20 protein-coding genes and 1 tRNA gene are annotated in these 21,736 nt (G+C 71.1%); 18 read left to right on the forward strand and 3 right to left on the reverse strand.

The features are described from left to right. Window positions 1–36: 36 nt before the first annotated feature. On the forward strand, window positions 37–1,677 hold the full coding sequence (gene treZ, locus IFT73_RS02290; protein WP_192166209.1) for a malto-oligosyltrehalose trehalohydrolase: 1,641 nt from the start codon (window positions 37–39) through the stop codon (window positions 1,675–1,677). A gap of 16 nt (window positions 1,678–1,693) precedes the next feature. Here the strand turns inward: treZ and IFT73_RS02295 are convergent, their stop codons facing one another. After that, complete coding sequence (locus tag IFT73_RS02295; protein WP_192166210.1) at window positions 1,694–2,320, reverse strand: hypothetical protein; 627 nt, start codon at window positions 2,318–2,320, stop codon at window positions 1,694–1,696. Between the two features lie 70 nt (window positions 2,321–2,390). Between IFT73_RS02295 and IFT73_RS02300 the strand changes: the two genes are divergently transcribed. Both IFT73_RS02300 and IFT73_RS02305 read left to right on the forward strand, forming a co-directional pair. Then, window positions 2,391–4,322 carry a TIGR03960 family B12-binding radical SAM protein gene (locus IFT73_RS02300; RefSeq protein WP_192166211.1) on the forward strand — a complete coding sequence of 644 codons (1,932 nt, stop codon included), beginning with the start codon at window positions 2,391–2,393 and terminating at the stop codon, window positions 4,320–4,322. A 351-nt stretch (window positions 4,323–4,673) separates the two neighbouring features. After that, the gene (locus IFT73_RS02305; protein ID WP_192166212.1) at window positions 4,674–4,877 is read left to right on the forward strand and encodes a hypothetical protein; all 204 of its coding nucleotides are present in this window, start codon (window positions 4,674–4,676) and stop codon (window positions 4,875–4,877) included. A 13-nt stretch (window positions 4,878–4,890) separates the two neighbouring features. On the opposite strand, the gene IFT73_RS02310 is transcribed toward IFT73_RS02305, so the two are convergent. After that, complete coding sequence (locus tag IFT73_RS02310; RefSeq protein ID WP_192166213.1) at window positions 4,891–6,105, reverse strand: MFS transporter; 1,215 nt, start codon at window positions 6,103–6,105, stop codon at window positions 4,891–4,893. Between the two features lie 40 nt (window positions 6,106–6,145). Between IFT73_RS02310 and IFT73_RS02315 the strand changes: the two genes are divergently transcribed. The 12 genes from IFT73_RS02315 to IFT73_RS02370 all read left to right on the forward strand — a co-directional run bounded on the left by IFT73_RS02315 (window position 6,146) and on the right by IFT73_RS02370 (window position 16,505). Next, on the forward strand, window positions 6,146–6,910 hold the full coding sequence (locus IFT73_RS02315; RefSeq protein WP_371811137.1) for a TIGR03936 family radical SAM-associated protein: 765 nt from the start codon (window positions 6,146–6,148) through the stop codon (window positions 6,908–6,910). A 165-nt stretch (window positions 6,911–7,075) separates the two neighbouring features. Continuing rightward, window positions 7,076–9,763: an Rne/Rng family ribonuclease gene (locus tag IFT73_RS02320; RefSeq protein ID WP_192166214.1), complete on the forward strand. Its 2,688-nt coding sequence runs from the start codon at window positions 7,076–7,078 to the stop codon at window positions 9,761–9,763. A gap of 92 nt (window positions 9,764–9,855) precedes the next feature. Then, window positions 9,856–10,164, forward strand: a complete 309-nt coding sequence (gene rplU, locus IFT73_RS02325) for a 50S ribosomal protein L21 (RefSeq protein WP_056607287.1) — start codon at window positions 9,856–9,858, stop codon at window positions 10,162–10,164. A gap of 12 nt (window positions 10,165–10,176) precedes the next feature. After that, complete coding sequence (gene rpmA / locus IFT73_RS02330; RefSeq protein WP_056607289.1) at window positions 10,177–10,440, forward strand: 50S ribosomal protein L27; 264 nt, start codon at window positions 10,177–10,179, stop codon at window positions 10,438–10,440. Window positions 10,441–10,571: 131 nt separating this feature from the next. Beyond that, window positions 10,572–12,122: a GTPase ObgE gene (gene obgE, locus IFT73_RS02335; protein WP_192166215.1), complete on the forward strand. Its 1,551-nt coding sequence runs from the start codon at window positions 10,572–10,574 to the stop codon at window positions 12,120–12,122. Continuing rightward, window positions 12,122–13,210, forward strand: coding sequence for a glutamate 5-kinase (gene proB, locus IFT73_RS02340; protein WP_192166216.1), 1,089 nt, complete (start codon window positions 12,122–12,124; stop codon window positions 13,208–13,210). The genes obgE and proB overlap by 1 nt, the downstream gene beginning before the upstream one ends. A gap of 23 nt (window positions 13,211–13,233) precedes the next feature. Continuing rightward, window positions 13,234–14,481 carry a glutamate-5-semialdehyde dehydrogenase gene (locus IFT73_RS02345; RefSeq protein WP_371811138.1) on the forward strand — a complete coding sequence of 416 codons (1,248 nt, stop codon included), beginning with the start codon at window positions 13,234–13,236 and terminating at the stop codon, window positions 14,479–14,481. Between the two features lie 77 nt (window positions 14,482–14,558). Continuing rightward, a complete protein-coding gene (locus tag IFT73_RS02350) occupies window positions 14,559–14,711 on the forward strand; it encodes a hypothetical protein (RefSeq protein WP_192166217.1) in 153 nt (50 codons plus the stop codon). A 35-nt stretch (window positions 14,712–14,746) separates the two neighbouring features. After that, on the forward strand, window positions 14,747–15,361 hold the full coding sequence (gene nadD, locus IFT73_RS02355) for a nicotinate-nucleotide adenylyltransferase (protein WP_197983610.1): 615 nt from the start codon (window positions 14,747–14,749) through the stop codon (window positions 15,359–15,361). Then, a complete protein-coding gene (rsfS, locus tag IFT73_RS02360; RefSeq protein WP_056607295.1) occupies window positions 15,358–15,711 on the forward strand; it encodes a ribosome silencing factor in 354 nt (117 codons plus the stop codon). The genes nadD and rsfS overlap by 4 nt, the downstream gene beginning before the upstream one ends. After that, on the forward strand, window positions 15,708–16,367 hold the full coding sequence (locus IFT73_RS02365; RefSeq protein ID WP_197983468.1) for a histidine phosphatase family protein: 660 nt from the start codon (window positions 15,708–15,710) through the stop codon (window positions 16,365–16,367). The genes rsfS and IFT73_RS02365 overlap by 4 nt, the downstream gene beginning before the upstream one ends. Before the next feature lie 65 nt (window positions 16,368–16,432). Further along, window positions 16,433–16,505: transfer RNA gene (locus IFT73_RS02370), tRNA-Ala, on the forward strand. 65 nt (window positions 16,506–16,570) lie between these two features. Here IFT73_RS02370 and IFT73_RS02375 read toward each other — a convergent pair. Further along, complete coding sequence (locus IFT73_RS02375; RefSeq protein ID WP_192166218.1) at window positions 16,571–17,941, reverse strand: SLC13 family permease; 1,371 nt, start codon at window positions 17,939–17,941, stop codon at window positions 16,571–16,573. A gap of 113 nt (window positions 17,942–18,054) precedes the next feature. Here IFT73_RS02375 and IFT73_RS02380 point away from each other — a divergent pair, with 113 nt between their 5' ends. From IFT73_RS02380 to IFT73_RS02390, 3 genes are all read left to right on the forward strand, one after another. Further along, window positions 18,055–18,801, forward strand: coding sequence for a DUF5819 family protein (locus IFT73_RS02380; RefSeq protein ID WP_192166219.1), 747 nt, complete (start codon window positions 18,055–18,057; stop codon window positions 18,799–18,801). Beyond that, window positions 18,798–19,754 carry an HTTM domain-containing protein gene (locus IFT73_RS02385; protein WP_192166220.1) on the forward strand — a complete coding sequence of 319 codons (957 nt, stop codon included), beginning with the start codon at window positions 18,798–18,800 and terminating at the stop codon, window positions 19,752–19,754. The genes IFT73_RS02380 and IFT73_RS02385 overlap by 4 nt, the downstream gene beginning before the upstream one ends. A 151-nt stretch (window positions 19,755–19,905) precedes the next feature. Continuing rightward, window positions 19,906–21,690: a choice-of-anchor G family protein gene (locus IFT73_RS02390; protein ID WP_192166221.1), complete on the forward strand. Its 1,785-nt coding sequence runs from the start codon at window positions 19,906–19,908 to the stop codon at window positions 21,688–21,690. Window positions 21,691–21,736: the final 46 nt, after the last annotated feature.

A 21,736-nucleotide genomic window follows, 5' to 3' on the forward strand; every position in this document is an offset into this window, starting at 1 on the left:
AAGGTGACGTACTGAGTCCTCCCCTAGGCTCGGGGCATGACGTTCACGGTGTGGTGTCCTGACCTCGATCGAGTGCGTCTGAAGGTCGGCGACACGGTCCACGACATGGAGCCCTGGAGGCGGGGTGGCGCCGGCTGGTGGTGGTCGGACGTCGACGGCCCGCACGGCACCGACTACGCATTCCTTCTCGGCGACGACGAGACGCCGCTGCCCGATCCGCGCTCCAGCTGGCAGCCGGACGGGGTGCACGCCGCGTCCCGCACGTACGACCACGCGCGGTTCGAGTGGTCCGACGGCGACTGGGCCGGACGCGCGCTCGCCCGGTCGGTGATCTACGAGCTGCACATCGGCACGTTCACGCCCGGCGGGACGTTCGACGCCGCGATCGAGCGGCTCGACCACCTCGTCGACCTGGGCATCGACCTCGTCGAGGTGCTGCCCGTCAACTCGTTCGACGGCCCCCACGGGTGGGGCTACGACGGCGTGCTGTGGGGCGCCGTGCACGAGCCGTACGGCGGACCCGACGGCTTCAAGCGCTTCGTCGACGCGTGCCACGCCCGCGGCCTGGGTGTCGTGCTCGACGTCGTCTACAACCACCTCGGCCCGTCGGGCGCCTACCTCGACCGGTTCGGGCCGTACTTCGCCGGCGAGAACGACTGGGGACCGGGCCTCAACCTCGACGCCGCGGGATCGGACGAGGTCCGCCGCTACGTGCTCGACAACGCCAGGGCGTGGTTCGAGCACTTCCACGTCGACGGGCTGCGGCTCGACGCCGTCCACGCGCTCGCCGACTCCCGGGCCCTGCCGATCCTCGAGGAGCTCTCCGCCGAGACCGAGAGGCTCGCCGAGACCCTCGGACGTCCGCTGACCCTGATCGCCGAGTCCGACCTGAACGACCCGCGCACCGTCACCCCGCGCGACCGCAACGGCCTCGGCATGGACGCCCAGTGGTCCGACGACCTGCACCACGCGCTCCACGTCCGCCTCACGGGCGAGACCGACGGCTACTACGCCGACTTCGCGGCCCGGGGCGCGCTCGCCAAGACCCTGCGGGGCGCGTTCTTCCACGACGGCACGTGGTCGTCGTTCCGCGGGCGCTCGCACGGGCGGCCCGTCGACACCGCGGCCCTGCCCGGCACGGCCTTCCTGGCCTACGTCCAGAACCACGACCAGATCGGCAACCGCGCGACGGGCGACCGCATCTCGGCGACCGTCTCGCCGGGGCTCCTCGCGTGCGGGGCGGCGATCGTCCTGCTCGGCCCCTACACGCCGATGCTCTTCATGGGCGAGGAGTGGGCCGCGTCGACGCCGTGGCAGTTCTTCGCCTCGTTCCCCGACCCCGACCTGGCCGACGCCGTCCGCACCGGGCGCCGCAAGGAGTTCGGACGCCACGGGTGGGGTGAGTCCGAGGTGCCCGACCCCATGGACGTCGCGACGTTCGAGCGGTCGAGGCTCGACTGGTCCGAGCTCGCCGACGAGGACCACGCCGACATCCTCGAGCTGCACCGCTCGCTGATCGCGCTGCGGCGCGAGATCCCCGAGCTGTCCGATCCGTCGCTGACCGACTTCCGGGTCGAGGTCGCCGACGACGACTCGTGGATCGTGATGCACCGCGGGCGCTTCCAGGTGCGGGTCGACTTCGCCGAGGGCGCGATCGACGTGACGTCGACCGACTGACGTCCGGCCCGGCCGGCTACGCGAACGTCGGCGGCACGAGGCAGTGCACGACCTCGTGGAACTGTCCGCGCACGTCCTCGGGCAGCCACACGACGTGGTTGGACTGCGAGGCCATGTCGACGTCCTGCTGCAACGTCACGACGTCGACGACCTGCCGCGGGTTGTCGCGGTCGCGCTCCTCGAGCTGCAGCAGCGACACGCGCATCGTGACCCCGAAGTCGTTGGGGTTGACCATCCCGATGCCCCAGAAGTCGGTCGGGTCGTCGGTCGCCTTCTGGTCGAGGTCGATCATGACGGTGCGGGTGTCGTTCTCGAGCGCGGGGTGGTCGGTCTCCTCGACGCTCACGAGCTCGACGTCGACGCCCCTGACCTGGCGCGAGCCCTGGCCGTCGAAGCGCAGCACCTCGCGCAGCGTGCCTCCGGCGGGCAGGAGCGCGCGGCCGAGGTGCGAGCCGTTCACGCCGAGCGTCGTGACGTGCGGCAGCTCCATGCCGTACATGCTGCGCGGCGTGAACCGGAGGGTCGGCTGCACCGACACCTCGGTGTTGTTCGTGATGGTCAGCGTCTGGTCGAGCGACCCGTCGGTCGCGACCGGCACGTAGCGGACCGTGAACGGCTGGGGCGTGCGCTGGCGTCGTCTCACGGCGCCCACCCTAGCGAGACGTCGACGGGACGGTTTCGGTCGCGGTGCGTCGAGCGCCTACCCTTGAGTCATGTCCGTCGAGTCGCTGTTCCCCCGCCTGGAGCCCCTCCTGCCGTCGGTCGGCAAGCCGATCCAGTACGTCGGGGGCGAGCTGAACGCCACGAGCAAGCCATGGGACGACGCCGAGGTGCGCTGGGCGCTGATGTATCCCGACGCCTACGAGGTGGGCCTGCCCAACCAGGGCGTCCAGATCCTGTACGAGGTGCTCAACGAGCGCGACTGGATCCTCGCCGAGCGCACCTACGCGGTCTTCTCCGACATGGAGAAGGTCATGCGCGAGAACGACATCCCGCAGTTCACGGTCGACGCCCACCGTCCGGTCAGGGCCTTCGACCTGATGGGCATCTCGTTCTCGACCGAGCTCGGCTACACCAACTTCCTGACCGCGATCGACCTCGCCGGCATGCCGTTGCACGCGGTCGACCGCGGTGACGACGACCCCATCGTGATCGCGGGCGGGCACTCGGCGTTCAACCCCGAGCCGATCGCCGACTTCATCGACGCCGCGGTGCTGGGCGACGGCGAGGAGATCGTCCTGGCGATCAGCGCCGTCGTGCGCGAGTGGAAGGACGAGGGACGCCCGGGCGGTCGCGACGAGGTGCTGATGCGCCTGGCGAAGTCGGGCGGCGTCTACGTCCCCAAGTTCTACGACGTCGCCTACCTGCCCGACGGGCGCATCCAGCGCGTCGTGCCCAACCGTCCCGGCGTCCCGTGGCGCATCGCGAAGCACACGCTGATGGACCTCGACTCCTGGCCGTACCCCAAGAACCCCCTGGTGCCGCTGGCCGAGACCGTCCACGAGCGCTTCAGCGTCGAGATCTTCCGCGGGTGCACGCGCGGCTGCCGCTTCTGCCAGGCCGGCATGATCACGCGGCCCGTGCGCGAGCGCTCGATCGAGGGCATCGGCCAGATGGTGCAGAACGGGCTCGACAAGACGGGCTTCGAGGAGGTCGGCCTGCTGTCGCTGAGCAGCGCCGACCACACCGAGATCGGCGAGGTCGCCAAGCAGCTCGGCGACCGGTACGAGGGCACCAACACGTCGCTGTCGCTGCCGTCGACCCGCGTCGACGCCTTCAACATCACGCTGGCCAACGAGTTCAGCCGCAACGGCCGCCGCTCGGGCCTGACGTTCGCGCCCGAGGGCGGCAGCGACCGCCTGCGCAAGGTCATCAACAAGATGGTCTCCGAGGACGACCTGATCCAGACCGTCGCGGCGGCGTACTCGCACGGCTGGCGGCAGGTCAAGCTGTACTTCATGTGCGGTCTGCCGACCGAGACCGACGAGGACGTCATGCAGATCGGCGAGCTCGCCAAGCGCGTCATCCAGACCGGTCGCGAGGTGTCCGGTCGCCACGACATCCGCTGCACCGTCTCGATCGGCGGCTTCGTGCCCAAGCCGCACACGCCGTTCCAGTGGGCGTCGCAGCTCGACCACGAGACGACCGACGCGCGCCTGCAGAAGCTGCGCGACTTCGTCCGGGCCGACAAGCGGTACGGCAAGGCGATCGGCTTTCGGTACCACGACGGCAAGCCCGGCATCGTCGAGGGACTGCTGTCGCGCGGAGACCGCAGGGTCGGCCGGATCATCGAGGCCGTGTGGCGCGACGGCGGACGCTTCGACGGCTGGAGCGAGCACTTCTCGTACGACCGCTGGGCGTCCCAGGCCGAGGAGGCGCTGGCCGACGAGCCCGTCGACCTCGACTGGTACACCGTCCGCGAGCGCGAGTACGCCGAGGTCCTGCCGTGGGACCACCTCGACGCGGGCCTCGACCGCGACTGGCTGTGGGAGGACTGGCAGGACGCGATCGACCCGTCGGGCGCCCTCGAGGTCGAGGACTGCCGCTGGACGCCGTGCTTCGACTGCGGCGTGTGCCCGCAGATGGACCTCGAGATCCAGATCGGTCCCACGGGCAAGAACCTCCTGCCCCTCACGGTGGTCTGACCCGCGCGACGGACGGCCGCGGCCGCGGTTTCCCAAGTTCACCTGGGAATCTTCAGGGGCCGGCGGGTTTCCCAGGTGAACCCCGGAAGCCTCCGGGGCCGACCCCTGAACCGAGCACCTCACCCCGGTTGCGACAGGGGTGAGGTGCTCGGTTCCCGTGCGAACCCCGTTCCCAGCGGCGACGGGCCGCGGTTTCCCAAGTTCACCTGGGAAACCGCGCGACCGGGGCGGCCGTGTCTGAGGTAGCGGCACGACGTCTGAGGTAGCCCGTGGACGGCCGGGTCAGGGCATTCGCCCGATGTGGTGGGCGTGCCTCAGCGACGAGTGTGGGTGATGTCGAGAGGAGACATCATGTTCACCGAATTCACCGCCCAGGCCCAGGTCCAGCAGCAGGAGCGCGAGCTCACGAGGACGCTCGAGCGCCGACGGGTCGCCGCCGAGCGCGCGATCGAGCAGCACGGGGGAGACCGCCTCGCCCTGATCGCGCACCTGGCCCGCGAGGGCCGTCGCGCGCGTCGGACGACCGGCAGCGCACCGCGCCCCGTCGCCGGCTGAGGCTCCAGCGGGGTCAGTCGCCCCGCCGGGCCCCGAGGGTGTCCTCGAGCATCACGGGCCGCGCCACGACCGTGCCACACACCGCGATGACCGCGGCGAGCCCGATCAGGCAGACCAGCGGCGCGGTCCACGAGCCCGTCGCGTCGTGCAGCGCACCGACGCCGAACGGCCCCAGGCCCGCGATCAGGTAGCCGAAGCCCTGCGTCGCGACCGACAGGGCGGCGGTGCCGGCGGTCGTGCGGGTGCGGCGCGCGATCATCGTCAACGACCACGTGAACGCGCCGCCGCCGAGCCCCAGCAGCACGGCCCACGCCCACGGCGTCGTCGCGGGCGCGACCAGCACGCCGAGCCAGCCGATCGCCGTCACGGCGGCGAACGCCCACGGCAGGTAGGGGGTGTCGCCCGTCAGGCGCATGAGCCACGGCAGCGACAGCGTCAGGGGGATGCCGACGGCGCTGACGACCGCGAGCAGCGCCCCCGCCGAACCGTCCGAGATGCCCGCATCGGTCAGGATCTCGGCGAACCAGCCGAACTGCGCGTAGGCGGCGGCCGACTGGGCCGCGAACAGCAGCACCATGGCCCACACCAGACGCGAGCGCAGCACGACCGACATCGGCAGCCGGTCGTGCGCCTCGGGCGAGCCGTGGACGTCGCGCCGCAGCATCAGCAGCCACGGCACGAGCGCGACGACCGACAGCACGGCCCACGCCCCGACGCCCTGGCGCCATCCGCCGAGCGCGTCCGACAGGGGCACCGTCGCGGCCGATGCCAGCGACGCGCCCGCCATCAGCGACGCGCCGTACATCGAGCTGACGAGCGGGATCCGGTCGGGGAAGTGCGCCTTGACCAGCGGCGGCAGGATCACGTTGCCGACCGCGGCGCCGGCCAGCGCCACGACGCTGCACAGCAGGAACACGACGGTGCTGTCGACCAGCGAGCGCGTGACGATGCCCGCCGCGACGAGCACCAGCACGGCGGCCGCGGCGCGGTGCAGACCGGCCCGCCGCACGAGACCGGCGGTGCCGACGCCGAAGACCGCGAAGCACACGACGGGCAGGGTCGTCAGCACGCCGGCGACCGTCGCGCTCATCGCCAGGTCGTCGCGGACGCTGCCCAGCACGACGCCGATGCTGCCGACCGCGACGCGCAGGTTGGCGGCGAGCAGCACGATGGCGGCCGCGACGAGCCACCGTCCGCCGGTGGTGGGGGCGGGGGAGGGAGTCGTCACCGGTCCATTGTCCCGGGCGGCCCGCGGGTAACCTCGACGGGTGACGACCCTCGAGGGAACCCCCAATCCCGAAGCGCCGAACCCGCAGCTGCCGATCGTGCAGAAGCTGCGCATCCGCTACGCCAAGCGCGGACGTCTGCGGTTCACGAGCCACCGCGACTTCGCCCGTGCCTTCGAGCGGGCGGTGCGCCGCGCGGGCATCCCGATCGGCTTCTCGTCGGGCTTCACCCCGCATCCCAAGATCAGCTATGCGAACGCGTCGCCGACCGGTGCGGCGAGCGAGGCCGAGTACCTCGAGATCGGCATGACGCGCCCGTGCGACGCCGACGAGGTCCGTGGCCTGCTCGACGCCGCGCTGCCCGAGGGGCTCGACATCGTCGACGTCGTCGTGGCCCGCCCCGGTGCGCTCGCCGACCGTCTGCAGGGCAGCGCCTGGCAGATCGCGCTGCCCGGCGTGACGGCCGAGCACGCCGCGTCGGCGGTCGAGGGATTCCTCGCCGCCGACGAGGTCCTGATCGAGCGGATGATGAAGCGCGGGCTCCGCACGCTCGACTGCCGGTCCGCCGTGCTGCGCCTCGTGGCGCGTTCTGACGAGACCCCGTCGGGACCGTGTGCGATACTGGACGTGGTTGTGCGACACGACACACCGTCGATACGACCAGACGACGTTCTTGCCGGACTCCGTTCCAGCGGGGGCCTCGAGCTCGAGCAGACGCCCATCGCGACTCGCTTGGCCCAAGGTCCTCTAGATGCGGGGGACGGCTCGGTGGGCGATCCACTTGCCTTCGACCGCGACGTGCCCTGATCGGGTGCTGACCGCGGCGGCAGGTGTGGGAGTCGATGTGACAGACCGGATGACGCCGTCACACCCCCGCGCGTGGCGCAGGGGTTGACCGAACTTCAGGTCCGCAGGCCGGACCGCAGACGAGCCAGGGGCCGATCCCGATCGGCGCAGGGCGAAGGAGAGCGCATGCTCGACGAGAACGAGACACCGACCGACAGCACCACCGCCAGCAGCAGCCCCGCACCGCAGACGCGCCGCCGCGCGGCCGGGCGTCCCGCGGGCCCGCCCGCGGCCGTCAGCTTCGCGGCTCCCGTCGCGGCTCCCGTCGCGGCTCCCGCGAAGGCCAGGGCGGCGAAGTCTCCCGCGGCCGCGGAGCCCGTCGACGACGAGCAGGCCGCCCCGGCGGCCCAGGCGCCGGCCAAGAAGGCCGCGAAGAAGGCGCCCGCGCGCCGCGCCACCAAGAAGGCGTCGGCCCCCGAGCCCGTCGCCGACCCGGTCGACGAGACCGTGGACGACGACGCCGAGCCCGCCGAGGTGCTCGAGGACACCGCCGCGGCCGCCGCGCCCGTGGCCGCGGTCGCCGCGATGTTCCAGGCCCCCGAGCCCGGCCTCGCCCCGGCCCGTCGGTCCCGACCCGAGACCGCCGACACGGACACCGACACCGACGAGCAGGACGACGCCGAGTCCGACGACGACGATCCCGACGCACCCCGTCGCCGTCGCCGCAGCCGCGGCGGACGTCGCCGCCGCAAGGGCGAGAGCGACACCGACGAGTCGTCCGACGCCGACGCCGACCAGACCGACGAGTCCGACGACGACGGCAACGGCCCCACGCGCCGCCGTCGCCGTCGTGCCCGCGCCGGCGAGGGTGCCGACGTGCAGCCCGACGACCCCGAGAACACCGTCGTGCGGGTCCGCAACGGTCGCAGCGCCGAGGACGAGATCACCGGCGTGCAGGGCTCGACCCGCCTCGAGGCCAAGAAGCAGCGTCGCCGCGAGGGCCGTGAGGCCGGACGTCGTCGTGCGCCGATCGTGTCGGAGGCCGAGTTCCTGGCCCGCCGCGAGTCGGTCAAGCGCGAGATGGTCGTGCGCCAGCGCGACGACTACACGCAGATCGCGGTCATCGAGGACAACGTCCTCGTCGAGCACTACGTCGCGCGCGAGTCGCAGGTCTCGATCATCGGCAACGTCTACCTCGGCAAGGTGCAGAACGTGCTGCCGAGCATGGAGGCCGCGTTCGTCGACATCGGTGCCGGGCGCAACGCCGTGCTCTACGCCGGCGAGGTCGACTGGACCACGCTCGGCAACGGCAAGGCCCGCAAGATCGAGGACGCCCTGTCGCCCGGACAGACGATCCTGGTGCAGGTCAGCAAGGACCCGATCGGCCAGAAGGGCGCCCGCCTGACCAGCCAGGTCAGCCTGCCCGGCCGCTTCCTGGTGCTCGTCCCCGGCGGACAGACCAGCGGCATCTCGCGCAAGCTGCCCGAGAACGAGCGCGCGCGCCTCAAGACCCTCCTGAAGGAGGTGCTGCCCGAGAACACCGGCGTCATCGTGCGCACGGCGGCCGAGGGCGCCACGGAGGACCAGCTGACGCGCGACGTCACGGCGCTGTCGGCCCGCTGGGAGGTCATCGAGGGCAAGGTCGCCGCGGGCAAGGCCCCCGAGCTGCTCTACTCCGAGCCCGACCTGATGATCAAGGTCGTCCGCGACCTGTTCAACGAGGACTTCCACGGTCTCGTCGTCGAGGGTGACGACGCCTGGGACATGATCAAGGGCTACATCGACCACGTCGCGCCCGACCTGACCGATCGCGTCAAGCGCTGGGACGACACCGAGGTCGACGCCTTCACGTCGTACCGCCTCGACGAGCAGATCCACAAGGCGCTCGACCGCAAGGTGTTCCTGCCGTCCGGCGGCTCGCTGGTCATCGACCGCACCGAGGCCATGACGGTCGTCGACGTCAACACCGGCAAGTACACCGGCTCGGGCGGCAACCTCGAGGAGACCGTCACCAAGAACAACCTCGAGGCCGCCGAGGAGGTCGTGCGCCAGCTGCGCCTGCGCGACATCGGCGGCATCATCGTCGTCGACTTCATCGACATGGTGCTCGAGAGCAACCGCGACCTCGTGCTGCGACGCCTCGTCGAGTGCCTGGGCCGTGACCGCACGCGTCACCAGGTCGCCGAGGTCACCTCGCTGGGTCTGGTGCAGATGACGCGCAAGCGCATCGGCACGGGCCTGCTCGAGTCGTTCAGCCACGAGTGCGACCACTGCCACGGCCGTGGCGTCCTGATCCAGGACGCCCCCGTCGAGCCGAAGCGCGACGAGCCCCGCCGGGGCCAGCGCGGCGGTGGTGGCCGCGGCGGCAACAGCGGCAACAACAATGGCAACGGCAACAACAGCGGCGGCGGCAACGCCAACGGTGGGCGCTCCAACGGCGGCAACCAGCAGGGCAACGGCGCAGGACGGGGCGGTGCGCCGCGGCCCCCCGAGCCCAAGGCCGAGGCCCCCAGGTCCGAGACTCCAAGGTCCGAGACGCCCAAGCCGCAGCCGTCGACTCCCGCTGCGCCGGCTGCCGCTGACGCCGTCGCACCGGCTCCCCAGACGTCCGAGGCGACCCCTGCCGAGGCCGTCTCGCCTGTGACACCTGACACAGCACCGGCCGCACCGGTCGAGTCCCCGACGTCCGAGGCCCCGGCGGCCGCGAGCGCCGAACCGGCCGAGAAGCCCGTCACGATCCGGCGTACGGCGCGCAAGCGCGGTGCGGCGAGCAAGCCGGCCGGTCCTCCGGCACCTGCCGAGCCGCTCCCTTTCGCTGGTGGCGGCGACGGGGGAGATGACCCCGTTTTGACCCGCGAGGGTCCGGCTACGTAAACTGTCCCTTCGGTGCGTCCAGCGCCCCGTTCTTCGCGCGTCCTGCTTGTCGTGGGCCGTGCCCCAGAGTTGAAATGAGTGAGGATTCCGTGGTGTACGCAATCGTGCGCAGTGGCGGCAACCAGCAGAAGGTTGCTGTCGGCGACGTCATCGAGATCGACAAGGTCGTCCAGGCCGAGGGCGAGACGGTCGCGCTTCCCGCCGTCCTCTTCGTCGACGGCGACACAGTGACGGCCGACGCCGACTCGCTGGCCAAGATCACCGTCACGGCCGAGGTCCTCGGCCTGACGAAGGGTCCCAAGATCGTGATCCAGAAGTACAAGAACAAGACGGGCTACAAGAAGCGTCAGGGTCACCGTCAGAAGTACACCCAGGTCAAGATCACCGAGATCAAGAAGTAGAGGACTGAGCACATGGCACACAAGAAGGGCGCAGCCTCCACCAAGAACGGCCGCGACTCCAACTCACAGCGCCTCGGCGTGAAGCGCTTCGGCGGTCAGCTCGTCAACGCCGGCGAGATCATCGTCCGCCAGCGTGGCACCCACTTCCACCCCGGCACCAACGTGGGCCGTGGCGGCGACGACACGCTCTTCGCGCTGTCGGCGGGTGCGGTCGAGTTCGGCCGTCGTCGTGGACGCAAGGTCGTCAACATCGTCCCGGGCGTTCCTGTCGCGTAACGCCTGGAGCAACACCCGTAGAACGCAGTAGAACCAGTGAGGTGGGGCGGTCCGCAGCTGCGGACCGCCCCACTCTGCTTTCCCCTCATCGATCCACGCCCGCACCCGGGCCCGTACGGAAGGAGCGGCCGATGGCTGTCCCCAGCTTCGTCGACAAGGTGACGCTCCACGTCGCAGGCGGGTCCGGTGGCGACGGTGTGGCCTCGGTCCACCGCGAGAAGTTCAAGCCCCTCGGAGGCCCCGACGGCGGCAACGGCGGCAATGGCGGCAGCGTCATCCTGCAGGTCGGCGCCGACGTCACGACCCTCATCGACTACCACCACGAGCCCCACCGCCGCGGCACCAACGGTGCCCCGGGCGCGGGCAACAACCGCAGCGGCAGCAACGGCGAGGACCTCGTGCTGCGCGTCCCCGACGGGACGGTGCTCAAGGACTCCTCGGGCGAGGTGCTGGCCGACCTGATCGGTCCCGGCACCGAGCTCGTCATCGCGGCGGGCGGGCGTGGCGGCCTGGGCAACTCGGCCCTGGCCTCGTCCAAGCGCAAGGCCCCCGGCTTCGCCCTGAAGGGTGAGCCCGGCGACGAGCTGACCATCACGATGGAGCTCAAGGTCGTGGCCGACATCGGCCTCATCGGGTTCCCAAGCGCCGGCAAGTCCAGCCTGATCGCCTCGCTGTCGCGGGCCCGGCCCAAGATCGCCGACTACCCGTTCACGACCCTGGCGCCCAACCTCGGCGTCGTCACGGCCGGCTCGACGACGTTCACGGTCGCCGACGTCCCGGGCCTGATCGAGGGTGCCAGCGAGGGACGCGGCCTCGGCCACGACTTCCTGCGCCACGTCGAGCGCTGCGCCGCCCTGGTGCACGTCATCGACTGCGCGACGGTCGATCCCGGCCGCGACCCGCTGACCGACCTCGACGTCATCGAGGCCGAGCTGAAGGCCTACTCCGAGGCGACCGGCAGCGACCTGCTCGACCGTCCCCGGCTGGTCGCGCTCAACAAGACCGACGTGCCGGACGCCAAGGAGATCGCGGGCTTCGTGCGCGACGAGCTCGAGGCGCGCGGCCTCGACGTCTTCGACGTGTCGGCGGCCAGCCACGCCGGCCTGCGCGAGCTGTCGTTCGCGATGGCCGAGATCGTCGCCTCGCGGCGCGCCGCGACGCCCGTCGCCGAGATCACCCGCATCGTCCTGCGTCCCAAGGCCGAGGCCGGGGTCGGTCGCGAGTTCACGATCACGCAGGTCAACGGCCAGTGGGTCGTGCGCGGCGAGAAGCCCAAGCGCTGGGTGCGCCAGACCGACTTCTCCAACGACGAGGCGGTCGGCTTCCTGGCCGACCGGCTCAACCGGCTGGGCGTCGAGGACGAGCTGCTCAAGCTCGGCGCGACGGCCGGCGACGACGTCGTCATCGGCGACGAGGACAACGCCGTGGTGTTCGACTTCGACCCGCAGATCACGGCCGGTGCCGAGGTGCTGGGCCGCCGCGGCGAGGACCTGCGCATCGACCAGTCCGACCGTCGCACCAACGTGCAGCGACGCGAGGAGCTCGCGGCCAAGCGGGCCTTCGAGGCCGAGCGTCGCGAGGCGCGCGGCGAGAGCCGCCCGCCCGACTGGAGCTTCCCCGAGGACGCCGACGACCTGGAGGATGGCGCTCGCGAGGGCGGCGAGGGCGAGGACGTCCGCTAGTGGCGCGCGTCGTCGTCAAGGTCGGGTCGTCGTCGCTGAGCTCGGCCGGCGGCGGCCTCGACGCCGAGCGCGTCGATGCGCTGGTCGACGCCCTCGCGGCTGCTCGCGGTCGCGGTGACGAGATCGTCCTGGTCAGCTCGGGAGCCATCGCCGCAGGGCTGGCGCCGCTCGGCCTGTCGCGGCGTCCCCGCGACCTCGCGACCCAGCAGGCCGCCGCCAGCGTCGGCCAGGGCGCCCTGATCGCCCGCTACGCCGAGCGCTTCTCGCAGCACGGTCTCGTGGTCGGACAGGTGCTGCTGACGGCCGACGACGTCACGCGCCGCAGCCACTACCGCAACGCGTTCCAGACGTTCGCGCGCCTGCTCGACCTCGGGGTCGTGCCGGTCGTCAACGAGAACGACACCGTCGCGACCAGCGAGATCCGCTTCGGCGACAACGACCGGCTGGCCGCCCTGGTGTCGCACCTGGTGCACGCCGACCGCCTCGTGCTGCTGTCGGACGTCGACGGCCTGTACGACGGCGACCCGTCGCTCGAGGGCACGAGCCTGGTGCCCGACGTGCGCGGCGAGGCCGACCTCGCGGCGCTCGACATCGTGCGGCCCAGCGCGTCCGCGATCGGCACCGGCGGCATGGTCACCAAGGTCGAGGCCGCCCGCATCGCGACCGGCGCGGGCATCCCGGTGCTGCTCACGTCGGCCGCCAACGCGGCCGCGGCGCTCTCCGGCGAGGTGGTCGGCACGACGTTCCACGCGACGGGCCGTCGACGTCCCACCCGTCTGCTGTGGCTCGCGCACGCCAGCACGGCCAAGGGGCGCGTGCACCTCGACGCCGGCGCGGTCCGCGCGCTGACGCTTCGCAAGGCGTCGCTGCTGCCGGCGGGCATCACGGGCGTCGGTGGCACGTTCAGCGCCGGCGACCCGATCGACATGGTCGGGCCCGACGACGTCGTGATCGCGCGCGGCATCGTCAACTACGACAGCGCCGAGCTGCCCGCCCTGCTGGGACGGTCGACGCACGAGCTCGCCGCCGAGCTGGGCGCCGAGTACGAGCGCGAGGTCGTGCACCGCGACGACCTGATGCTCGTCTGACCCGCGCCAGTACGATCTGGGGCGTGAAGGAACTCGTCCACGACGCCGCCCGCCGCGCTCGCACCGCCGCCGCCACCCTCGCGCTCACGACGCGCGCCGACAAGGACGCCGCGCTGCACGCGATGGCCGACGCGCTGGTCGCCGCGACGGACGCGATCGTCGCGGCCAACGACGTCGACGTCGAGACGGCCCGCGCCGCGGGCACGGGCGAGAACGTCGTCGACCGGCTGCGGCTCGACGCGTCGCGGGTCGCCGCGTTCGCGCAGGGGCTGCGCGACGTCGCGGGCCTGCCCGACCCGGTCGGCGAGGTCGTGCGCGGCTCGACGCTGGCCAACGGCCTGCGCATGCAGCAGGTCCGCGTGCCGATGGGCGTCATCGGCATGATCTACGAGGGGCGGCCCAACGTCACCGCCGACGCCGCCGGCATCTGCCTCAAGGCCGGCAGCGCGGCGCTGCTGCGCGGATCGGCGTCGGCGGCCCGCTCGAACGCGGCGATCGTCGACGTCATGCGCGGCGCCCTCGAGCACGCCGGTCTGCCGGCCGACTGCGTCCAGCAGATCCCGGCGGACGACCGGTCGTCGGCGACGCACCTCATGCAGGCGCGTGGGCTCGTCGACCTCGTGATCCCCCGGGGAGGGGCCGGCCTGATCCAGGCGGTCGTCGAGCAGTCCACGGTCCCCGTCATCGAGACGGGCGTCGGCAACTGCCACGTGTACGTCGACGCCGATGCCGATCTCGACATGGCCCTCGCGATCGTGATGAACGCCAAGACCCACCGCACGAGCGTCTGCAACGCCGCCGAGTCGCTGCTGGTGCACCGCGACGTCGCCGCCGACTTCGTGCCGCGGGTCGTCCGGGCGCTGCACGAGGCCGGGGTGACGGTGCACGGCGACGAGACGTTCCGCGCCGCGGACCCCGCCGTCGTGGCCGCCACCGACGACGACCACGCCGCCGAGTACCTGTCGCTCGACATCTCCGCGCGGGTGGTCGAGTCGCTCGACGACGCCGTCGCACACATCCGGCGGTTCTCGTCGGGGCACACCGAGGCCATCGTGACGTCGTCCCTGGCCGCGTCCACCAGGTTCACGCGCGGCGTCGACTCGGCCGCGGTCATGGTCAACGCGTCGACGCGCTTCACCGACGGGGGAGAGCTGGGCTTCGGGGCCGAGATCGGCATCTCGACGCAGAAGCTGCACGCGCGTGGCCCCATGGGGCTGACCGAGATGACCACCACGACGTACGTCGTGACCGGCGACGGCCACGTCCGCTGAGCCGCCTCGGCGAGCCGTGGGTGCGGGGCGGGGTCGCTGACGCGTCGCCGTCGGCGGCTCACTGATATCCTCGGCCCATGCATTCGTTCCTCGTCGCCGCCGAAGAGTCCGAGCACCAGCTGCGTGACATCGGCATCAACCCGTACGCGGTCGGCGCGATCGCCCTGGCGATCCTCGTGGTCCTCGTCCTGGCCCTGCTGGCGTTCGGCAAGGGACGCGAGCACTCCTGACCGGCGTGGTACCCGCCCGCCGGCGCGTCGGCGTCATGGGCGGCACGTTCGACCCCATCCACCACGGTCACCTCGTGGCGGCCAGCGAGGTCCAGTCGTGGTTCGACCTCGACGAGGTCGTGTTCGTCCCGACGGGCCAGCCGTGGCAGAAGGCCGATCGCACGGTCTCCCCGGCCGAGGACCGCTACCTCATGACCGTCATCGCGACGGCCGCCAACCCGCGCTTCAACGTCAGCCGGGTCGACATCGACCGTCACGGCCCGACGTACACGATCGACACGCTGCGCGAGCTCTCGGCGCTGCACCCCGACGCCGACCTGTACTTCATCACGGGCGCCGACGCGATGGCCGCGCTGCTGACGTGGCGCGACCACGACGAGCTGTTCGAGCTGGCCCAGTTCGTCGGCGTGACCCGTCCCGGTCACGAGATGGACGACGCGACGCTCGACGGCCTGCCCGCCGACCGCATCACGCTCGTCGAGATCCCCGCCCTGGCGATCTCGTCGACCGACTGCCGTCACCGCGTCGAGCGCGACGAACCGGTCTGGTACCTCGTCCCCGACGGCGTCGTCCAGTACATCGGCAAGCACGAGCTCTACCGGGCACCCACGACCACCGACACCTCCGCACGAGAAGGCAGCCCCACATGACAGCCACCGACCGCGCGGTCGAGCTGACCCGCGCCGCCGCCGACGCGGCCGGCGACAAGCTCGCCACCGACATCATCGCCTTCGACGTCTCCGAGCAGCTCGCCCTGACCGACGTCTTCCTGCTGTGCTCGGCGTCGAGCCAGCGCCAGGTCAAGGCCGTCCAGGACGCCATCGAGGAGCGCATGATCGCGCTCGGCGTCAAGGCCGTCCGCCGCGAGGGCGAGCGCGAGGGCCGCTGGGTGCTGCTGGACTTCCAGGACATCGTCGTGCACGTGCAGCACCAGGAGGAGCGGGTCTTCTACGCCCTCGAGCGGCTGTGGAGCGACTGCCCGACCGTCGCCGTCGCGTGACGCTGTCACGGTCGCAGCGCCGCATCGTCCTGTGGCGGCACGGTCGCACCGAGTGGAATCTCGCGGGGCGCGTGCAGGGTCAGTCCGACACGCAGCTCGACGACGTGGGCCGCGAGCAGGCCCGCGCGGCAGCAGCGCGTCTGGCCGCCCTCGAGCCCGATCGGATCGTGAGCTCCGACCTGGTGCGCGCGCACGACACGGCGCGTCAGCTGGGCGAGGTGACGGGGCGTGAGATCGAGCTCGACCCGCGGCTGCGCGAGATGAACTTCGGCGAGCGCGAGGGCATGACGTGGCGCGAGGCGTGGGCCGCGTTCCCCGACGGGATGCGCGCCTGGGTCGAGGGCGACGAGACGCAGATCCCCGGCAGCGAGACGCACCGGCAGGCCGGCGAGCGGTTCGCCGACGCCCTGCGCGACCACCTGGTGAAACTGCCGGCCGGGGGGACGCTCGTGGTCGTCGCCCACGGCGCCGTCCTGCGCACCGGCGTCTGCTCCTTCCTGCAGATCCCCGAGACGCACTGGTCGAGCCTGGGCGGCCTGAGCAACTGCTCGTGGTCGGTCCTGGAGGAGAACCGCAGCGGCGACTGGTCGAAGTGGCGGCTCACCGAGTGGAACGCCGGCACCCTCCCGGAGCCCGTCATGTCGGACGAGGAGTGACCCGGTTTGGGGAAGACGGAGGGGACACGCTAGGCTTGGCGAGGCCCTGCTGAGGGGCTCACCGCGGGGCATTGGCGCAGTTGGTAGCGCGCTTCCATGGCATGGAAGAGGTCAGGAGTTCGAATCTCCTATGCTCCACCCGGTACGACGAAGGCCCCGCCTGATGGCGGGGCCTTCGTCGTTCTCGTGAGCTTCCCGGGCGGTCAGACCACCAGCGCGATCGCGATGACCATCGGCAGCGAGATGAGCGACGCGATGCTCGTCACGACCGTCATCGTCTTGAGCGCCCCCTGCGTCGTCAGGTTGAGCAACGACTTGAACATCCAGAAGAAGTTGCTGTTGACCTGCAGCGCGAACATCGCGCCCGAGGCGATCGCCAGACCGATCGCGATCGGTGCGACCCCCGTCGAGGCGACGACCGGCGCGATGATGCCCGCGGCGGTGATCGCGGCGACCGACACCGAGCCGATCGCCAGGTGCAGCAGCGCGGCGATGAACCAGGCGAGCAGCACGCTGACGATGATGGGTGCGCCGGCGTCGGCCGAGAACAGGTCCGACAGCGTTTTGTCGAGGCCCGTGGCCGTGATGACCTCGCCGAGCGAGCCGCCGATTCCGGTGATCAGCAGGATCTCGCCGGTCGTGCTGAAGCCCGACGACAGCGCGCCGTCGGTCGACTCGCGCCCCGCCGTCGTCCGCGACAGCACGTAGGCACCCACGAGACCGATGAACAGCGCGATGTTGGCGTCGCCGAGGAACGCGATCGCCGGGCTCGAGAAGTCGCCCAGGTCGGCGAAGGCCCCGAACGCGATGAGCAGCAGCGGCACGAGGATCGGCAGGAGCAGGACGCCCAGGGGCAGCCCGCGGTCGGCGCCCTTCTCGGCGACCCGCGCCCGCTCGTCGGCGGCCTCGGTCGAGGCGACCTCGCGTGCGTCTGCGGCGCCGCTCTCCTCGTCGTGCTCGGGCTTCCAGTACCGCGTGCGCAGCAGCAGCGAGAACAGGAACGTCGTCAGGATCGCCGTCAGGGGGCCGAGCACGATGCCGTAGACGAGCCATGTGCCGAGCGGGATGTCGAGCAGTCCCGCGATCGAGACCGCGGCGAGCCCGGGGATCACGAACACGTAGCCCGCGAAGATGCCGGTGCCGATCGCGCCGGCCAGCAGCGGGAGCCCGCGGCGGCCGATGTGCGGGGCGGACGAGCGGGCCAGGGGAGCGGCGAGGACGACCTGCACGTCGACGTAGATCGACGGGAAGATCGTCGACAGCGCACCCGTCAGGGCGTAGGGCAGACGTCCGGGCCCCACCAGCGCCAGCAGGGCGTGCACCAGCTTGGTGAACGTGCCCATCGAGTGCAGGAGGGCCCCGATCAGCACTCCGAACCCGATCAGCAGGCCCACCTCGGCCATGATGTTGCCGAAGCCCGTCGTGATGGCCGTGACGGTGTCCGCGAAGCCGACGCCGGCGGCCAGCCCCAGGTAGAGCGACGCGATGATCAGCGAGATCACCGGATCGACCTTGACGACGATGATCAGACCGACCGCCAGGACGATCGCGATCGCGGTGTGCAGGACCTCCACAGAACTTCCCCCTCCAGCCGAGCCGGCGGGCGCCGCCTCGGCTGTGCACTCTACTGCGACGCACGTCACGTCGACCCCCCTCCCGGCGGGCCGCGCGTTGGTAGCGTGTGCCCGTGCCCCGACCGACCCTGCGATCTGCCTTCATCGCGGTCGTCGTCACGATCGTGGGCCTGCACCTCGTGGCGGTGACGCTCGCCGCGCTGCCGCCGAACCGCTACTCCGACGCGGCGCGCGGGCAGACGTCGTACCTCGACCCGTACTTCACGCAGAACTGGCGGCTGTTCGCGCCCAACCCGATCTCGGAGGACCGCAGCCTGCTGTTCCAGGCCGCCTACACCGACGCCGACGGCGACCAGGTGCGCACCGGGTGGGTCGACTGGACGGCCGTCGAGCTCGATCTCGTCCGGCACCGGTTGATCGGCGGTCGGGCGGGCTACGTCACCAACAAGCTCGTGTCGCCGCTGCAGAGCCGCGCGGCGGCCCTCGACGACTCGCAGAAGGTCGTCGTGACGAGCTCGCCGCAGACCGACCCGCCGAGCTGGACCGAGCTGTCGGACGAGCTCGAGTCGGCGGGCGCCTCACCCACGGCGCGCCTCGGGTTCCTGCGCTACGAGCGGGCCGCCACGCAGCTGGCCACCGACGTCCTGCAGGCGCGGTACCCCGACGTCGAGCTGACCGCGGTGCGGTACGCGATCAGGCGCCAGGGGGTCACGCCGTTCGCCGCCCGTGGCGGCACCGCGGCCGAGCGCCGCGCCGCTCGGCCCGAGGTGGTGCGCGACGTCGGCGGGTGGCGGCGACCGACCCCGGGCTCGGCGTCCGAGCGGGCATCCGTCCGCGACTTCGACCGGAGCCACCGGTGATCGCGCGCGCCGCGGCCTGGCTGACCGACGACAAGCACTCGACGTACGGGCTGTCGGTCACCCGCGTGATCCTGGGCTTCATCGTCGCGAGCCAGCTGATCGTCAACTGGCCCGACCGGCAGTACACGTGGGGCGACGGGTCGCGGTGGACCGAGCAGGTGCTGGCCGGCCGCGGCTGGCCGTCGTTCCTCGGCCTGTTCGCGCAGACCGGTGGCACGTGGTTCGACCTGGCGTACCTGGCCACGATCGTGTTCGGCGTCCTGATGATGCTGGGGCTCTACACGCGGGCGTCGTCGTTCATGACGCTGCTGCTGTGGGTGTCGCTGTACGTCAGCAACCCGTTCGTCGGCTCCGGGGGCGACGCGATCCTGCGCATGGTGCTGCTCTACATGTGCTTCACCGACGCGGGCCGTCACTGGTCGCTCGACGCCCGCAGCCGACGCCGGCGGGGCGAGGTGCCGGGCATCGTCCCCGCGTGGATGAGCAACACCCTGCACAACCTCGCGACGATCCTGATCGTCCACCAGGTCGTGATGGTCTACCTCGGGTCGTCGTTCTGGAAGGTGCAGAGCGCGGTGTGGAAGGACGGCACCGCGGTGTACTACCCGCTGCAGACCGACGCGTACTCGCCGTGGAACGACGTGCTGCACCCGCTGTACGCGAGCTCGGCGTTCGTCGCGGGCGCGACGTACACCGCGATCTTCGTGCAGATGTTCTTCCCGGTCTTCCTGATATACCGCCCGACGCGGTTCGTGGCGCTCGTCGTCGTGACCGCGATGCACCTGGGGATCGGCCTGCTCATGGGGATCATGTACTTCTCGCTGGTCATGATCGCGGTCGACATGATCCTCGTCAGCGACACCTCGTGGGTCCGAGCGCGCTCGTGGGTGCACCAGAGGGTCGCGCGGACATCAGATGAAAGTCCCGGTCGAGATGGGACCAAGGTCACATAACCTGAGTGGCACTTTGTTCGTTGCAGTCTTGGAGATGTGCCCAAAATTATGAGTACAGTACTTCTCAGTAACGTGGCTCATGTCACATGTGCGGTCCCGAACTCCTGCGTTCGGCATCGGAACCTCATACCTCTAAGGGAGTCCTTTCTCGATGAACAAGCTTGCCAGGAACACCTTGGCCCTCGGCACGGCGACGGTGATCGTCACCGCCGCGGTGTCGTTCTCCGCCAACGGCGCCGACGCCACCAAGTCGTACTCGACGGGACGGTTCCTGACCGGATCGATCGGCGGCACCAACCTCGACTCCCTCGCCCAGCTGCGCGGGGTCACGGCCGCCAACCCCGGCAACGCCGGTGCCAACAAGAACCCGCTCGACCTGACCGTCCTGTCGGCCCTCCCGATCAACATCCCCGGCGGTCTGAACCTCGACCTCGCCAAGTTCCTGAGCGCCAGCGGTGCCGCCGGTGCGATCAACCAGTACGCGTCGGCCGAGTCGACCAGCAAGGCGATCGGCGCCTCGGGCGCCGTGAACGACTCCGGTGCCGCCCTGACCACGAACGGCGGCGTCCCCGCCGACGCCAAGGTCTCGCTGAAGAACGGGCCGCTGTCCGGCATCAACGACAACCTCGCCAGCGTCGACCTGGGCCTCGGCGCCGTCTCGTCCAACACGACCGTCGACAAGGGCAACCCGTCGCGCAGCTACAAGATCGCGGGCGCCAACCTGCAGGTCGGTGTCCCGCTCATCGGCACGCTCGTCAACCAGCTGTCCACCGCTGTCGCGCCCGTCAAGGCAGCCGACAACATCACGCTCTCGGCTGCCCAGATCTGCCCGCTGGTCGGCAACACGCTCAACGTCACCACGACGACGCTGCTCGCCCAGCTGGACTCACTCGACCTGGGCGCGCTGGCCGACCTCCTCGACCCCATCCTGAACAACCCCGCCGCCCCGATCACGGGCGTCGACCTCTGCGCGGTCAACCCCCTCCTGTCGGGCGTGCAGGGGCTCACCGCCGGGCTGGACCAGCTCATCAAGGTCCAGGTCACGGGTCTGGACCAGCTCACGACCGGCCTGGCGAACTTCTCCAGCGGTGGCGTGTCGGTCGACCTCAACACGGGCAAGATCACGCTCGACCTCGAGCAGATCCTGACGGCCGCCGGCGTCAACCTGAACCAGCTGCCGCCCAACACGAACCTGCTGCAGTTCATCACCACCGGGCTGGTCAGCGACAAGATCACCTCCGTGCTCGACAAGGCGATCAGCGATCTCGTCACCAACCTGGGCAAGGTCGACGTCAGTGTCACGCTGGCGGGCACCGCGCTGCCGATCAAGCTGACGGACCTGACCGGCCAGCTCGTCCCGCCGCTGGTGCAGGCCCTGACGCAGGCGACGAGCGCCGTCACGCAGCTGGGAACCCCGATCGACGCCGCGCTGTCGCAGCTTGTCCCGTCGCTCAACAGCCTCGTCGAGCTGACGGCCAACAACCAGTCGCAGTCCAAGACCCCGACGCTCAGCACCGGCACGGTCAACGCCGGCTCCATCAGCGCGGCCGCGGTGGGCGACTACTACCGCACGTCGGCACTGAAGATCAACGTCCTGCGCAGCTCGCTGAACGTCGAGCTGGCCGCCTCGGAGGCTGCGACGCTGGCTGCTGACGTCGTCAGCGACCAGGTCGCCGCCGCCGACGACTCCGATGCTCCCGCCGACAACGGTGACGGCAGCGACTCGGTCTCCGACGGTGCCGACGCCAACGCCGACAACGGTGACGACTCCGACACCGTGGCCGACGCCGACGCGCAGGCCGATGCCGACGTGACGACGGCCCTGCCGTCGACGGGCGCGCCGAACCTGCTCCCGTTCTGGCTGCTGGGCATCGCCCTGCTGCTGTTCGGTGGTGCGGTGCTCCTCAACGAGAAGCGTCGCCTGAACCAGGTCTGACCGATCGACACGACTGCCGGCGACCCCTGTGGGTTGCCGGCAGTCG

It is taken from the genome of Aeromicrobium sp. CFBP 8757, from assembly GCF_014841755.1.
Taxonomy (GTDB): domain Bacteria; phylum Actinomycetota; class Actinomycetes; order Propionibacteriales; family Nocardioidaceae; genus Aeromicrobium.

Coding starts and splice junctions, on each gene's coding strand:
- treZ (WP_192166209.1), top strand. CDS start 37: ATGACGTTCACGGTGTGGTGTCCTGACCTCGATCGAGTGCGTCTGAAG.
- IFT73_RS02300 (WP_192166211.1), top strand. CDS start 2,391: ATGTCCGTCGAGTCGCTGTTCCCCCGCCTGGAGCCCCTCCTGCCGTCG.
- IFT73_RS02305 (WP_192166212.1), top strand. CDS start 4,674: ATGTTCACCGAATTCACCGCCCAGGCCCAGGTCCAGCAGCAGGAGCGC.
- IFT73_RS02320 (WP_192166214.1), top strand. CDS start 7,076: ATGCTCGACGAGAACGAGACACCGACCGACAGCACCACCGCCAGCAGC.
- rpmA (WP_056607289.1), top strand. CDS start 10,177: ATGGCACACAAGAAGGGCGCAGCCTCCACCAAGAACGGCCGCGACTCC.
- obgE (WP_192166215.1), top strand. CDS start 10,572: ATGGCTGTCCCCAGCTTCGTCGACAAGGTGACGCTCCACGTCGCAGGC.
- IFT73_RS02350 (WP_192166217.1), top strand. CDS start 14,559: ATGCATTCGTTCCTCGTCGCCGCCGAAGAGTCCGAGCACCAGCTGCGT.
- nadD (WP_197983610.1), top strand. CDS start 14,747: ATGGGCGGCACGTTCGACCCCATCCACCACGGTCACCTCGTGGCGGCC.
- rsfS (WP_056607295.1), top strand. CDS start 15,358: ATGACAGCCACCGACCGCGCGGTCGAGCTGACCCGCGCCGCCGCCGAC.
- IFT73_RS02390 (WP_192166221.1), top strand. CDS start 19,906: ATGAACAAGCTTGCCAGGAACACCTTGGCCCTCGGCACGGCGACGGTG.